The sequence below is a fragment of the Galactobacter valiniphilus genome (genome assembly GCF_003575975.1).
In the GTDB taxonomy this organism is placed as follows: Bacteria; Actinomycetota; Actinomycetes; order Actinomycetales; family Micrococcaceae; genus Galactobacter; species Galactobacter valiniphilus.
Genome location: NZ_QQXK01000021.1, coordinates 1 through 13,220, shown reverse-complemented (window position 1 = coordinate 13,220; position 13,220 = coordinate 1). Strand labels below are relative to the sequence as shown.

At 69.2% G+C, this 13,220-nt stretch carries 11 protein-coding genes and 6 tRNA genes; 2 read left to right on the top strand and 15 right to left on the bottom strand.

Annotated elements, in window-relative coordinates:
* Both DWB68_RS10745 and DWB68_RS10740 read right to left on the bottom strand, forming a co-directional pair.
* Complete coding sequence (locus tag DWB68_RS10745) at nucleotides 1-2,205, bottom strand: ATP-dependent DNA helicase RecG (protein WP_119425135.1); 2,205 nt, start codon at nucleotides 2,203-2,205, stop codon at nucleotides 1-3.
* A complete protein-coding gene (locus tag DWB68_RS10740; RefSeq protein ID WP_119425134.1) occupies nucleotides 2,198-3,163 on the bottom strand; it encodes a DAK2 domain-containing protein in 966 nt (321 codons plus the stop codon). The genes DWB68_RS10745 and DWB68_RS10740 overlap by 8 nt, the downstream gene beginning before the upstream one ends.
* 135 nt (nucleotides 3,164-3,298) lie before the next feature.
* On the opposite strand from DWB68_RS10740, the gene DWB68_RS10735 reads away from it, so the two are divergent.
* Complete coding sequence (locus DWB68_RS10735) at nucleotides 3,299-3,799, top strand: DUF3515 family protein (protein WP_119425133.1); 501 nt, start codon at nucleotides 3,299-3,301, stop codon at nucleotides 3,797-3,799.
* Between the two features lie 79 nt (nucleotides 3,800-3,878).
* Here DWB68_RS10735 and DWB68_RS10730 read toward each other — a convergent pair whose 3' ends face one another.
* The 6 genes from DWB68_RS10730 to leuC form a co-directional block, all read right to left on the bottom strand.
* Nucleotides 3,879-5,000, bottom strand: coding sequence for a D-alanine--D-alanine ligase family protein (locus tag DWB68_RS10730; protein WP_119425132.1), 1,122 nt, complete (start codon nucleotides 4,998-5,000; stop codon nucleotides 3,879-3,881).
* Nucleotides 5,000-6,022: an NAD(P)H-dependent glycerol-3-phosphate dehydrogenase gene (locus DWB68_RS10725; RefSeq protein WP_119425131.1), complete on the bottom strand. Its 1,023-nt coding sequence runs from the start codon at nucleotides 6,020-6,022 to the stop codon at nucleotides 5,000-5,002. The genes DWB68_RS10730 and DWB68_RS10725 overlap by 1 nt, the downstream gene beginning before the upstream one ends.
* 2 nt (nucleotides 6,023-6,024) lie before the next feature.
* Nucleotides 6,025-6,828, bottom strand: coding sequence for a lysophospholipid acyltransferase family protein (locus tag DWB68_RS10720; protein ID WP_119425130.1), 804 nt, complete (start codon nucleotides 6,826-6,828; stop codon nucleotides 6,025-6,027).
* Nucleotides 6,828-8,156, bottom strand: coding sequence for a UDP-N-acetylglucosamine 1-carboxyvinyltransferase (gene murA, locus DWB68_RS10715; RefSeq protein ID WP_119425175.1), 1,329 nt, complete (start codon nucleotides 8,154-8,156; stop codon nucleotides 6,828-6,830). Before murA ends, DWB68_RS10720 begins: the two co-directional genes overlap by 1 nt.
* 116 nt (nucleotides 8,157-8,272) lie before the next feature.
* Nucleotides 8,273-8,872 carry a 3-isopropylmalate dehydratase small subunit gene (gene leuD, locus DWB68_RS10710; protein WP_119425129.1) on the bottom strand — a complete coding sequence of 200 codons (600 nt, stop codon included), beginning with the start codon at nucleotides 8,870-8,872 and terminating at the stop codon, nucleotides 8,273-8,275.
* 28 nt (nucleotides 8,873-8,900) lie between these two features.
* A complete protein-coding gene (gene leuC / locus DWB68_RS10705) occupies nucleotides 8,901-10,343 on the bottom strand; it encodes a 3-isopropylmalate dehydratase large subunit (protein ID WP_119425128.1) in 1,443 nt (480 codons plus the stop codon).
* Between the two features lie 112 nt (nucleotides 10,344-10,455).
* Between leuC and DWB68_RS10700 the strand changes: the two genes are divergently transcribed.
* Nucleotides 10,456-11,166 carry an IclR family transcriptional regulator gene (locus tag DWB68_RS10700; RefSeq protein WP_119425127.1) on the top strand — a complete coding sequence of 237 codons (711 nt, stop codon included), beginning with the start codon at nucleotides 10,456-10,458 and terminating at the stop codon, nucleotides 11,164-11,166.
* 60 nt (nucleotides 11,167-11,226) lie between these two features.
* Here DWB68_RS10700 and thiL read toward each other — a convergent pair whose 3' ends face one another.
* From thiL to DWB68_RS10665, 7 genes are all read right to left on the bottom strand, one after another.
* Nucleotides 11,227-12,246 carry a thiamine-phosphate kinase gene (gene thiL / locus DWB68_RS10695; RefSeq protein WP_233548746.1) on the bottom strand — a complete coding sequence of 340 codons (1,020 nt, stop codon included), beginning with the start codon at nucleotides 12,244-12,246 and terminating at the stop codon, nucleotides 11,227-11,229.
* Nucleotides 12,247-12,313: 67 nt separating this feature from the next.
* Nucleotides 12,314-12,386, bottom strand: a tRNA-Glu gene (locus DWB68_RS10690).
* 67 nt (nucleotides 12,387-12,453) lie between these two features.
* Nucleotides 12,454-12,526, bottom strand: a tRNA-Glu gene (locus DWB68_RS10685).
* Nucleotides 12,527-12,579: 53 nt separating this feature from the next.
* Nucleotides 12,580-12,651: transfer RNA gene (locus DWB68_RS10680), tRNA-Gln, on the bottom strand.
* 227 nt (nucleotides 12,652-12,878) lie between these two features.
* Nucleotides 12,879-12,951: transfer RNA gene (locus DWB68_RS10675), tRNA-Glu, on the bottom strand.
* A gap of 67 nt (nucleotides 12,952-13,018) precedes the next feature.
* Nucleotides 13,019-13,091: transfer RNA gene (locus tag DWB68_RS10670), tRNA-Glu, on the bottom strand.
* Nucleotides 13,092-13,144: 53 nt separating this feature from the next.
* Nucleotides 13,145-13,216, bottom strand: a tRNA-Gln gene (locus tag DWB68_RS10665).
* Nucleotides 13,217-13,220 lie beyond the last annotated feature (4 nt).

Here is a 13,220-nt window from a genome sequence, read left to right as displayed (position 1 = left end):
TCATGCCCTTTCGAGATAGGCGGCCTCGTCGTCATCGACTTGGGAGTCGACGGCGGCGGCCAGGCCGGGGTGGGCGGCGCGCCAGCCGGGCTGGACGAGCCCGGCCGCGTCGTCGCGCGCCAGGCCGATGAGTTCGGCGTCGCGCATGACGCGCAGCGTGCGCAGGGTGGAACGGCCGCCGGATTGTGAGGCGCCCAGGATGTCTCCCTCGCGACGCAGCTCGAGGTCCTTCTCCGCCAAGACGAAACCGTCGCGCGTGGACGCGACCGTCTCGAGGCGTTCAACGGCGGGGTGGTCGTGGTCGAGGCTCGTGACGAGGAGACACGTTCCCGGCAGGGAACCGCGGCCGATGCGGCCGCGGAGCTGATGCAGCTGGGAGATGCCGAAGGACTCGGCATCGATGATCGCCATGACGGTGGCGTTGGGAACATCGACGCCGACCTCGACCACGGTGGTGGCCAGGAGCAGATCAAGCTTGCCCGCGCCAAAATCAGCCATGGTTGCCGTCTTCTGCTCTCCCGTGAGGCGGCCGTGCAGGATGCCGATGCGCACACCGGCGAGGGCCGGGTGCTCCCGCAGCACGCGCTCCATCGTCTCGAGCGGGGTGCGTTGGCCCTGCTGGTCGTCCGCGCCCTCGCCGCTCCTGGCCCGCTCGGGGTCCTCCTCTTCCAGGCTCTCGCTGATCCGTGGGACCACCACGTACGCCTGGTGACCGGCTGCGATCTGCTCGCGCAGCAGCGTGAACATGCGCTCGCGCCAGGCCGGCAGCTGCATGGGCACCACGAAGGTCCTCACCTCGGCGCGGGCCGCCGGCACGCCCCTCAGCAGGGAGACGTCCACGTCGCCGAAGACCGTCATAGCGACCGTGCGCGGAATCGGCGTGGCCGTCATGACCAGCAGGTGGGGCGTGGGTCCGTCGCCCTCGCGCAGCTTGTCGCGCTGTTCCACGCCGAAGCGATGCTGCTCGTCCACCACCACGAGGCCGAGCTCGGCGAACTGGACGTGGTCGCTCAAGAGCGCGTGGGTGCCGACCACGATGCCGGCCTCGCCCGAGGCCGCGGCGAGCAGGGCCGCGCGCTTCTCCTTGGCCGGGAGTGAACCGGTGAGGAGCTCCACCCGCGTGGCGTTCGCCGCGCCTCCCAGCATGCCGCCGTGGGCGAGGTCGCCGAGCAGGGTGCGGAGGGTCTGGGCGTGCTGGGCCGCGAGGACCTCGGTGGGGGCCAAGAGCGCGGCCTGCCCGCCGGCGTCGATCACCTGCAGCATGGCCAGCAGGGCCACGAGCGTCTTGCCCGAGCCCACCTCGCCCTGCAGGAGCCGGTTCATGGGATGAGACCGTGACAGGTCCGCGGAGAGCTGCTCCCCCACCTCCAGCTGCCCCTCGGTCAGGCGGAAGGGAAGCCGCTCGGTGAAGGCCTCGAGGAGGCCGCCGCCGGCCACGGGGCGCGGCGTCGCCTCGCGGGCCTGGTCGAGCATGCGGCGCTCGGCCAGGAGGGTCTGCAGGACGAGGGCCTCCTCGTAGGCGAAGCGGCGGCGGGCGGCGTAGGCCTCGCGCACTTCATGCGGGCGATGGATCGCCTCGAGGGCGTGGCTCAGTTCGGGGAGCCGGCGGCGCTCACGCACCTCGATGGGCAGGGGATCCGGGAAGGCCTCCGGTTCCACCCCGTCCAGGACGGTGCCGATGGTGCGGCGCAGCCGCAACTGGGTCAGCTTGCCGCTGAGCGGATACACCGGGAAGGGACGGGCCTCCGCCTCGTCTTCCTGGCCCAGCAGCGTGTACTCGGGGTGAGTGAGCTGGGGCGAACCCCGGTAGTCGTCCACGACGCCCGAAAACATGGCCCGAACCCCGGGGAGCAGCTCCTTGGCGGCCTGGTAGCCATTGAAGAAGGTCATCTTCAGAAGAGCGCGGGACGCAGGATCCTCGTCCTGCACCTCGACCTCCAGCAGAAAGCCGCGGCGGGAGTGCATGCGCCGCTGCGAGGCATGCGTGACCGTGGCCACCACCGTGACGTCCTCTCCGTACGGCAGTTCGGAGATCGGCTGGATCTCGCCCACCTCCACGTAGCGGCGGGGCAGGTGGGCCAGCAGTTCTCCCACGGTCGAGTAGCCGAAGGCACCGTGGAGGATCTTGGCACTCTGAGCCCCGATGACGCGGGACAGCTCCGTGCCGGGACCCAGCGCGCTCGGGTGGTGCTGCGGATCAGTCATGGGCCTGCGTGCACAAGCTCGTCACCGCGACCTCGTCGGCGGGTCCCACCCGGGCCACGGCATCGAGCGCCAGCTCGGCCTGGGCCACGTGGACGTGGACGCGCCAACGGAAGGCCTCGCCGACGGGGCTCACGGGGCTCATCAAGACGGACGTGCCGACGGCGTCCAGGCCGGCACGAAGAGTTGCCGCCTGCAGCGGCGTCGCCGTGACGGTGCACATGACCTCGACGCCTTCCTCCTGTGCCGCGCTGCGAGTCACATCGGGGGCGCCAATGCCGTAGCCCTGCAGCGGCTCGTAGTCGTCGTCGGTGAAGACCCGAGCCGTCACCGCGCAATCGAGCGCGTCGAGGACAAGGCACAGCCCCACGGCCCCCGCGTCGACCACGTGGGCGCGGCTGAGCGCATCCAGCTGCGTGCTGGTGTCGCGCACGGCCTGCAGGCAGGCTGCCCGCACGGCCTCGAGGCTGTGGGCCAAGAGGGCTCGGCCCTGTTCCTCGCCCGCGTGGAGCAGCACCGAGCGCGCCGTGAGCGCCGCCGCCTCCAGGACGGAGAGCATGGTCCCTGGCACCGGTTCGGACAGAGCCGACCAGGCGCGCACGCGGGCCGTTTCGAGCGCCTCGGCCAGGTTCGCGGCGGTGAGATTGCGTTCGCCGCGCAACGCCTCGCCCATGCCCACGAGCATGACGGCGAGCAGCGTTCCCGAGTTGCCGTGCGCACCCTCGAGCCCGGCGCGGCCAGCGACGCCGAGCAGCGCCCCGAGGTCTTCGGCATCGGGCCGGGCCTCCACCTCATCGAGCGCCGCGCGGGCCGTTCGGTAGAGGTTGCTCCCCGTGTCTCCGTCCGCCACCGGGAACACGTTGATCGCGTTGAGGCGATCGGAGTGATTGGCCAGCTCCTGCACCGCGGTGGAGAGCCACGAACGCACTGCGGCGTAGCCGGTGCGGTGGCGAGGCGTCATGGGAGGAATCCTTGCGTTGGGCTCGGGTGCTGAGGTGATCGCGGTCCGCTCGACACACCCGCAGGGTGCCGTCCGACCGTCCCACCAGTCTAGCCAGCGGGGACTGCCTCGGCCTTCTGCGCCTAAGCTGGAGGGGTGCGTGTTGTCAGTAGCGAGTCCCCCGTCCGCCCGAGAGCCCTGCGTCGCCTGGCGATCCCGGTGGTCGTGGTTGCCGTCCTGGCCACGACCGCGTGCTCCGTGCCCGTCTCGGTGCCGGCCCCGGAGTCGGCCGCCGATCCGGCCTGCTCCACGGTCATGCTCGCGTTGCCGCAAGAGATCGATTCCCTGGGCAAGCGTGTGACCACGAGTCAGTCCACCGGCGCCTGGGGTGACCCGGCCGCCGTCGTGCTCTCCTGCGGCACCCCGGAACGCGGCCCGAGCTCGGACCCGTGCACCACGGTGGACGGCGTGGATTGGACCGCCAAGGAGAACGAGGACGGCGGCAGCTGGACCCTCACGGCCTACGGGCGCGTGCCCCGCATCGAGGTCACCATCGACACCTCCAAGGTGAGCTCGGCCGCCGTGGCCGCCGCGCTCTCCCCCGCGGTCTCCCTCTCCCCCGCCTCGAAGCACTGCTCGGCCCCTGCGGCCGGGTAAGGCAAGCCCCCAAACACAGAGCAACGAGGAAGGCCCCCGGCGTGTGCCGGGGGCCTTCCTCGTTCGCGGGCGCCGGGCGTCAGCGCAAACCGGTGCTGCGCTGCAGCGCGAGCTGGATGAGCTCGTCGATCAGCTCGGGGTACTCCAGCCCGGTCGCCGCCCACATCTGCGGGTACATGCTGATGGGCGTGAAGCCCGGCATGGTGTTGATCTCGTTGATGATCCACTCGCCCTCGGGCGTCAGGAAGAAGTCAACGCGGGAGAGGCCCTCCGCCCCCAGCGAGTCGAACGCCGTCACCGCGAGCTCGCGAATCTGCGCGGTCTGCTCCTCGGTCAGGTCGGCGGGGCAGCTCGTGCGGGCGGCGGCACCGTCCACGTACTTTGCCTCGAAGTCGTAGAAGCCGTGGTCGCCAGGCGCCACCACGATCTCGCCCGGAAGGGAGGCGCGGGCCGGCAGGGCGCCGCGCCCCTCGAGCACGCCGCACTCGATCTCGCGACCCACGATGCCCTGCTCCACGACCACCTTGGGGTCGTGAACCCGGGCCGCCTCGATGGCGGCGCGCAGGTCATCGCCCACATCGACGCGGGTAATACCCACGGAAGAACCGGCGCGGGAGGGCTTCACGAAGAGCGGGCGCACGAGCGACTCGCACGAGGCCAGCGCGGCCTCGGGGTCTCGACGCCACTCCTTGTCGGTGATGACCGTGTACGGTCCCACGTTCAAGCCGGCGGCCTCGAACACGACCTTCATGAAGTGCTTGTCCATGCCCATCGCGCTCGCGGCAACGCCCGAACCCACGTAGGGGATCTGGCCCAGCTCGAGCATGCCCTGAAGGGTGCCGTCCTCCCCGTACGCCCCGTGCAGGAGCGGGAAGACCACATCGATGGCACCGAGTTCGCTCACGGCACCGGCCGGCGTGCTGGCGATGACGTCGCGGGCCGCCTCGGTGCCGCTGGGACCGAGGCGGACCTCGGCGCCGCCGCCCGTGACCTCGGGGACCTCGCCCGTGTCCAGGCGGAAGGAGTCGACGTTGCCGTCCACCAGCGTCCACGCGCCGGAGCGCGTGATGCCGACGGGCACGACGTCGTACTTCTCACGGTCGATCGCGCGCATGACGCCTGCGGCGGTCACACACGACACTGGATGCTCCGATGAGCGGCCTCCGAAGAGCAAAAGCACGCGGGGGCGGGTGGAACTCATCAGTGAATCTCCTCAGACTTCAGCTCGCGTTCGAGCAAGAGGCGGGCCATGTCCTTCACGCCCACGCGTCCATCGATGACCGCAACCACAGCCGCGGTGATGGGCATTTCCACGCCGTGCGTTGCGGCCAGGTCCTGGACGGCGGAACCCGACTTGATGCCCTCGGCCACCTGCGTCATCTTCTCGGCAACCTGATCAAGGGTGTTGCCCTCGCCGATCAGGCGGCCGGCGGTGCGGTTGCGCGAGAGCGGCGATGAACACGTCGCGACGAGGTCGCCCAGGCCGGCGAGGCCCGCCATGGTGTCGGCGCTGCCGCCGAGAGCCAAGGCAAGACGGGTGGTCTCGGCCAGGCCTCGCGTGATGATCGTGGCCTTGGTGTTATCCCCCATGCCCATGCCGTCGCAGATGCCCACGGCCAGGGCGATGACGTTCTTGACAATGCCGCCGATCTCCACGCCCACGAGGTCCGTGTTCGTGTAGGGGCGGAAGTACGCGGGTGTGCACGAGCGGGCGATCCAGTCCGCGGTCTCCTGGGAGGAGCACGCGACCACCGAAGCGGTGGGCTCCTCGCGGGCGATTTCCTTGGCGAGATTGGGGCCGGAAACGACGGCGAGGCGGTCGTCACTGACGCCGAGCACCTGCGCCACGACCTGCGTCATGCGCAGATCGGTGCCGCGCTCCAGGCCCTTCATGAGGCTCACCACCACCGCATCCGCGGCGATGGCCTGACCCCACTCCCCCAGCTGCTGGCGCAGCGATTGGGCGGGCACGGCAAGGATGACCAGCTCGGCACCCTGCAGGGCGGCGACCGGGTCGTCCGTGGCACTCACATTGCCTGGCAGGCGGATTTCGCCCAAGTAGTTGGCGTTGGTGTGCTGCTCGTTGATCTCGGCCGCGACCTCGGCGCGGCGAGCCCACAGCACCACCTCGGCGTTCGCATCTGCGTCAGCGAGCACCTTCGCGAAGGTGGTGCCCCAGCTGCCCGATCCCATCACCGCGATGCGGTGTGGTGCGCGCCTCATGTCTACTCCTCAGTGCCTGGGCGAGTCTCGCCGGTGGGCGACTCCTCGCGCGGGGCGGTGTTCTCTTCGATGTTGCGGCCCGTGGACGCCTGTCCGTGGGCCGCCGGGTCCCAGAGCTCGGCGGGCGGGGTGCCGCCGCGCAGGCTCTGGACTTCGTCGGTGACGGCGCGCATGATGCGCTCGGTCGTCTCGGCGAGCAGTCCCTTGGTGAGCGGCTTGCCGCGCAGATCGTCGAGGTCCACGGGCACTCCGGCCTTGACCGTGGCGCGTTTGCGGGGAAAAAGCTTGAGCGACTTGCCGTAGCGCGGCAGCAGTTCCTGATCGCCCCAATGCACCACGGGGATCACGGGGGCCCCGGTCTTGAGCGCGAGGCGGGCCGCACCGGTGTGCCCCTTCATTGGCCACAAATCGGGATCGCGCGTGAGCGTTCCCTCCGGATAGACCACGATGATGCCGCCGCGGTCCAGCAGCTTGCGCCCGGCCTCAAGCGAGGCGCCCGCGCCCGCGCCGCCGCGATCCACGGGCACCTGACCCGTGCCCGTCAGCACCTTGCCCACCACCGGAATCTTGAAGAGCGAGGCCTTGGCAAGGAAGCGTGGGTAATGCCCGTTCGAATAGATCGCGTGGGCCACCACGAGCGGATCGATCTCGCTCATGTGGTTCGAGACCACGACCGAGCCGCCTGGAATCTGCTTGAGACCCACCCAGCGGCGCGACATGATCGCGTTCATGATGGGGCGCACCAGGGCGCCGGCAAAGCCGAAGGCGGCGCGGGTACCGAGCGGCTCGGCCGGGGTTCGGCGCATCAGTGCGCGGCCTCGCGAAGCTCGACGTCGGCGCCGAGGCCCTGCAGCTTCTCGAGGAAGTGCTCATAGCCGCGGTTGATGAGCTCGATGCCGCTGGCGTTCGAGGTGCCCTTGGCCACGAGGGCCGCGATGACGTGCGAGAAGCCGCCGCGCAGGTCCGGGATGACGAAGTCGGCGCCGTGCAGCTCGGACTTGCCGGTGATCACCGCGGAGTGCAGGAAGTCGCGGTTGTCGAAGCGGCAGGGCAGCGAGCCGAGGCAATCGCGGTGCAGCTGCACCGTGGCGCCCATGCGCACGAGAGCGTCGGTGAAGCCGAAGCGGTTCTCGTAGACCGTCTCGTGGACGATCGAGACGCCCTGTGCCTGGGTCAGCGCCACGACGAGCGGCTGCTGCCAATCGGTCATGAAGCCGGGGTGCACATCGGTTTCCACGACGAGCGGGTTCAGGTCGCCGCCGGGGTGGAAGAAGCGGATGCCGTCGATGCGCACATCGAAGTCGCCACCGAGCTTGCGGTAGGTGTTCAGGAACGCGGCGAGGTCGCGCTGATCCGCGCCTTCCACAAAAATGTCGCCGCCCGTGGCGAGGGCCGCGGAGGCCCACGAGGCGCCCTCGTTGCGGTCAGGCAGGGCCACGTGGTCGTAGCCGCGCAGGCGGGCCACGCCCTCAATGACGATGGTGCGCTGATCGCGCACGTGAATGATGGCGCCCATCTTCTGCAGCACGTCGATGAGATCGAGGATCTCGGGCTCGATGGCGGCGTTCTTGAGCTCGGTGGTGCCCTTGGCGCGCACGGCGGTGAGCAACACCTGTTCCGTGGCACCGACGCTCGGGTAGGGCAGTTCCACCTTGGCGCCGCGCAGTCCCTCGCGCGCCGAGATGGTGATGCCGTTCGAGGCCTTGTCCACGATGGCGCCGAAGTTGCGCAGGACGGCCAGGTGGTAGTCGATGGGACGATCGCCAATGCGGCAACCGCCCAGATCGGGGATGAAGGCCTCGCCGATCGTGTGCATGAGCGGTCCGCAGAAGAGGATCGGGATGCGCGAGTCGCCGGCGAAGGCGTCGATCTCCTTGGAGTTGGCGCTCTTGGCACCGCTCGGATCCAGCGTAAGGTCGCCCGTCTCGGGGTCCTTCACCACGGTGACGCCGTGCAGCTCCAGGAGGCCGGTCACGACCTCGACGTCCTTGATCTCCGGGACGTTGCGGAGGACGGACGGGCCGTCGCCGAGCAGGGAGGCCACCATGGCCTTGGGCACGAGGTTTTTGGCCCCGCGGACCTTCACGGATCCGGACAGGGGGCGGCCGCCGTTGATGGTCAGCACCTTGTTCAACACGCTCGAAAACACCTCGCGTTCGTCTGCCGCCCGAGGGTCTTCCCAGGGGCTGGTTCATCATACCCAGCGCCGTGCCCCGGTCCCCTGACGGGCCGGGGCACGGCGCGGCGAAATCAGGACCGGGCGGGAAGGGTCTTCGGTTTGAAACCCGGGCGGGCCGCCTCGTATTCCGCGATCTCGTCCCGCTTGCGCAGCGTGAGGTCGATGTCATCCAAGCCCTCGGTCAGGCGCCACTTCGTATCCGGATCGATAGCAAAGGGCACCGTGAGGGCACCGACGGACACGGTCTGCGACGGCAGGTCCACCGTCACCTCCGCGCCGGCGTTGTTGTCCAGCTCCTTCCAGATGAGCTCGACATCACCCTGATCGACCTGCGCGGCAACGAGACCCTGCTTGCCGGAGTTGCCGCGGAAGATGTCGGCGAAGCGCGAGGAGATCACGGCCTTGAAGCCGTAGTCGCGCAGCGCCCACACCGCGTGCTCGCGGGACGAACCGGTGCCGAAGTCGGGGCCGGCCACAAGCACGGAGCCACGCTTGAAGGGCTCCTGATTCAGGATGAACTCGGGGTCCTGGCGCCAGTTGGCGAACAGGGCGTCGTCGAAGCCCGTCTTGGTGATGCGCTTCAGGTAGACCGCAGGGATGATCTGGTCGGTGTCGATGTTCGAGGCATGCAGGGGGACGCCGATGCCCGTGTGGGTGGTGAACTTCTCCATGATGTTTCTTCCTTGATCCTTTCCGCGCTCAGGCGACGGCGACGGGCAGGTCGGAGGGCGAGGACAGCGTGCCGCGCACCGCGGTGGCGGCGGCCACGACCGGCGAGACCAGGTGGGTGCGGCCCCCCTTGCCCTGGCGTCCCTCGAAGTTGCGGTTGGACGTGGAGGCGCAGCGCTCCCCCGGGGCCAGCTGGTCCGGGTTCATGCCCAGGCACATGGAACAGCCGGCGAAGCGCCACTCAGCGCCGAAGTCCTTGAAGACCTTGTCCAGCCCCTCGGCCTCGGCCTCGAGGCGCACGCGTGCCGAGCCCGGGACCACAATCATCCGGACCTCCGGGTCCTTCTCGCGCCCACGGATGATGTCGGCGGCGGCGCGCAGATCCTCCATGCGGGAGTTGGTGCAGGAACCGAGGAACACGGTGTCCACACGGATGTCCTTCATGGGCGTGCCGGCCGTGAGGCCCATGTAGTCGAGCGCCTTGCGGGCGTTGGCCGCCTCGTTTTCGTCCACGATCTCGTCCGGGTTCGGGACGGTCTGGGACAGCGAGACGCCCTGGCCGGGGTTCGTGCCCCACGTGACGAAGGGCTCGAGCTCGTCGGCGTCGAGGAAGACCTCGGCGTCGAAGGTGGCACCCTCATCGGTACCCAGGGAGCGCCAGTACTCGACGGCCGCTTCCCAGTCGGCACCCTCGGGGGCGTGCGCCCGGCCCTTGATGAACTCGAAGGTCGTGTCGTCGGGGGCCACCATGCCGGCGCGGGCGCCGGCCTCGATGGACATGTTGCAGATCGTCATGCGCGCCTCCATGGAGAGCGCACGGATCGCCGAGCCGCGGTATTCAAGGACGTAGCCCTGCCCGCCACCCGTGCCGATCTTGGCGATGACGGCCAGGATGATGTCCTTGGAGCTCACCCCGGGGCGCAGGGTGCCCTCGACATTGATCGCCATGGTCTTGAACGGCTTCAGCGGCAGCGTCTGGGTGGCCATGACGTGCTCGACCTCGGAGGTGCCGATGCCGAAGGCCAGGGCGCCGAACGCGCCGTGGGTGGAGGTGTGGGAGTCGCCGCACACGATGGTCATGCCGGGCTGGGTCAGGCCCAGCTGGGGACCCACGACGTGCACGATGCCCTGCTCGCGATCACCTAGGGAGTGCAGGCGGACGCCGAACTCTTCGCAGTTGTTGCGCAGGGTCTGGATCTGCTTGGCGCTGATGGGGTCGGCGATCGGCTTGTCGATCTCCAGCGTGGGGGTGTTGTGGTCCTCGGTGGCGATCGTCAGATCGCGGCGACGCAGCTGGCGCCCGGCGAGGCGGAGCCCCTCGAAGGCCTGCGGCGACGTCACCTCGTGGAGGAGGTGAAGGTCGATGTAGAGCAGATCGGGGCGACGCTGCGCGCCCTCGCCCTCACCGCGGGTGACCACATGGTCGTCCCAGACCTTCTCGGCCAGCGTGCGCGGCCGTGACGTCGTCGTCATCTCATCCTCCAGAGAATCTCGGGTGTTGATGCCCCAATTTTCACAGAGCGGGACGAGGGACGTCCAGAATGCGGTCTTGCATCTTACTATTTGAGATGGGAGGCTAGTCGGCATGGACAACCCCAGCGGAGTAGGCGTCATCGACAAGGCGGCCGAGGTGCTTGATGCGCTCGAGGCCGGCCCGGCTTCCTTGGCGCAGCTCGTGGAGACCACACACCTGGCCAGGCCCACCGTGCACCGCCTGGCCCAGGCCCTGGTGCATCACCGCCTGCTGGCCAAGGACGTGCACGGGCGCTTCATGCTGGGTCCGCGCCTTGTGGAGCTCTCCTCCGCCGCCGGCGAGGACCGGCTCGTGGCGGCCGCCGGCCCCCTCCTGCTTCACTTGCGCGACCTCACGGGCGAGAGCACGCAGGTGTTTCGCCGCCAGGGCGAGCACCGCGTGTGCGTCGCCTCGGCCGAACGCCCCGTCGGCCTGCGGGACACCATCCCGGTCGGCTCTCAGCTGTCGATGAAGGCCGGCTCCGCCGCCCAGGTGCTCCTGGCATGGGAGGACCACGGCCGGCTCGTGGACGGCCTTGAGGGCGCCCGCTTCACGGCCACGGTGCTGGCCGGTGTTCGACGCCGCGGCTGGGCGCAGTCGCTCGGCGAGCGTGAGCCGGGGGTCGCCTCGGTCTCCGCCCCGGTGCGCGGGCCTTCAGGACGCGTGATCGCCGCCCTGTCCATGTCGGGGCCAATCGAGCGCCTCTCCCGCCACCCCGGCAAGCTGCACGCCGAGGCGATCTGCCGCGTCGCCGCCCAGCTCTCCTCAGCGCTGCGCGGCTGACCCCCGGAACGCTTTCCGGCGGGCGCTGTGACAGTCCCGAGGGCCCGCCGGCCTGCGGATTCAGGCGAAGTGGTCGAAGCCACGACGCTCATCCAGGTGTTCGCCCGCCAGCGACACCCCAGCACCCTCGACGACGCGCCCGATGCTTCGCGCCCCCGTAGGCAGCGGCGTTCCCTCCGGGAGCGTCGCGAGCAGAAGGTGATCCTCCCCGCCGTAGAGCACGTGCTCGAGCCCGCGGCTCGCGTGCCGCCCGGCCCAGCCCTCCAGGGTGGCAAGCTCGGCCTGCAGGGCGACCGGATCCAACTCCAGACCCACGCCGGAGGCGCGGGCCAGCCGAGCTCCGTCGCGCACGAGCCCATCCGAAATGTCCATGGCGGCGCCGGCGATCGCCGCGAGGGCCGGCCCCGCGGACAGCGGGGGCAAGGGCTCGAAGAGGGCCCTGGACACGGCGCGAGCGCGCTGATCCCACGCTTCCACGCGATCCGCAGGGCGCCGAGACGCCAAGAGTCCCAGTGCCACATCGGCGCGGCCGAGGGTCTCCCCCACCACGATCAGGCTTTCGCCCGCGCTGGCGCCGGAGCGCAGGAGGGCCGGCCCGGGCAGCTCACCGCTCATGCTGACGCTCACCGTGAGGGTGCGCGTGCCGGAGAGGTCACCGCCCACCACGCGCAGGCGGGCTGCGCCTAGACGTTGCGCAGCCGCTGCAAAACCCTCGGCGTAGCCTCGAACCCAGTCCACGGGCGTGGCCGCCGGCAAGGCCAGCACCAGGAGCGCGCTCGTGGCCTCGGCCCCCATGGCGTTGACGTCCGAGAGGTTCTGGGCGCAGGACTTGAACCCGACGTCCCAACCCGTCGTCGCGTAGCCGCTGGGCCACACGCTCAGAAAGTCCTCGCCCTCGACCGCGGCGTCGACCGTGGCCACCGTCCTGACGGCGGAGGGGCTCAAGACGGCGGCGTCGTCGCCAATCCCCAGCACGACACCGGCGGAGGCGTGCACAGGCAGGACCGCGTGCAGCAGCTCGACGAGCTCCGCCTCGGAGGCCTCGGCGACCGTGCGTGGGGCTTCGCGGTTGCTTCCCACTGCCCCTCCTTCCCTTGGGAACATGAGAAAGGGACCGGTCCTAGTGGACCGGTCCCTTTGCTATTCGTGACCCCAGCGGGATTTGAACCCGCGTTACCGCCGTGAGAGGGCGACGTACTAGGCCGCTATACGATGGGGCCGCGCTGGTGCACCTGGATTCGCGACGCAGAGCTGTTGAAAGCAACGCAGCTAAAACAAGTGCATCCGTGACCCCAGCGGGATTTGAACCCGCGTTACCGCCGTGAGAGGGCGACGTACTAGGCCGCTATACGATGGGGCCGGACGCGATATGGCAGTCGAAACTGCATTTATCACAAGATCAAACTGATCTCGCTGGGATACCAGGACTCGAACCTAGAATGACGGTACCAGAAACCGTAGTGTTGCCAATTACACCATATCCCAATGGTGCCTTCCGGCTCGCGGGCGAGCCGTCCAACGAGAAACCATCCTACCCGATCGGCGCACAGGACGCGAACCGAGCGCGCGCCGCCCGGCGTCGCGCCGAGCGGCCGCCTGCGGGTGCGATCCAGCCCACAGTCACGCGGTGATGCCGGCCGAGCCCAGCTCGGCATCGGGGGGAAGAAAAAGCAATCGGCACCCCCTCGTGAGAGGGGGTGCCGATTTGATCGTGACCCCAGCGGGATTTGAACCCGCGTTACCGCCGTGAGAGGGCGACGTACTAGGCCGCTATACGATGGGGCCGCGCTGGTGCACCTGGATTCGCGACGCGGAGCTGTTGAAAGCAACGCAGCTAAAACAAGTGCATCCGTGACCCCAGCGGGATTTGAACCCGCGTTACCGCCGTGAGAGGGCGACGTACTAGGCCGCTATACGATGGGGCCGGACGCGATATGGCAGCCGAAACTGCATTTATCACAAGATCAAACTGATCTCGCTGGGATACCAGGACTCGAACCTAGAATGACGGTACCAGAAACCGTAGTGTTGCCAATTACACCATATCCCAATGG

Bases quoted from the DNA above. Each gene is read 5' to 3' on its own strand.
- DWB68_RS10745 (WP_119425135.1), bottom strand. From the start codon at position 2,205: ATGACTGATCCGCAGCACCACCCGAGCGCGCTGGGTCCCGGCACGGAG.
- DWB68_RS10740 (WP_119425134.1), bottom strand. From the start codon at position 3,163: ATGACGCCTCGCCACCGCACCGGCTACGCCGCAGTGCGTTCGTGGCTC.
- DWB68_RS10730 (WP_119425132.1), bottom strand. From the start codon at position 5,000: ATGAGTTCCACCCGCCCCCGCGTGCTTTTGCTCTTCGGAGGCCGCTCA.
- DWB68_RS10725 (WP_119425131.1), bottom strand. From the start codon at position 6,022: ATGAGGCGCGCACCACACCGCATCGCGGTGATGGGATCGGGCAGCTGG.
- DWB68_RS10720 (WP_119425130.1), bottom strand. From the start codon at position 6,828: ATGCGCCGAACCCCGGCCGAGCCGCTCGGTACCCGCGCCGCCTTCGGC.
- leuD (WP_119425129.1), bottom strand. From the start codon at position 8,872: ATGGAGAAGTTCACCACCCACACGGGCATCGGCGTCCCCCTGCATGCC.
- leuC (WP_119425128.1), bottom strand. From the start codon at position 10,343: ATGACGACGACGTCACGGCCGCGCACGCTGGCCGAGAAGGTCTGGGAC.
- DWB68_RS10700 (WP_119425127.1), top strand. From the start codon at position 10,456: ATGGACAACCCCAGCGGAGTAGGCGTCATCGACAAGGCGGCCGAGGTG.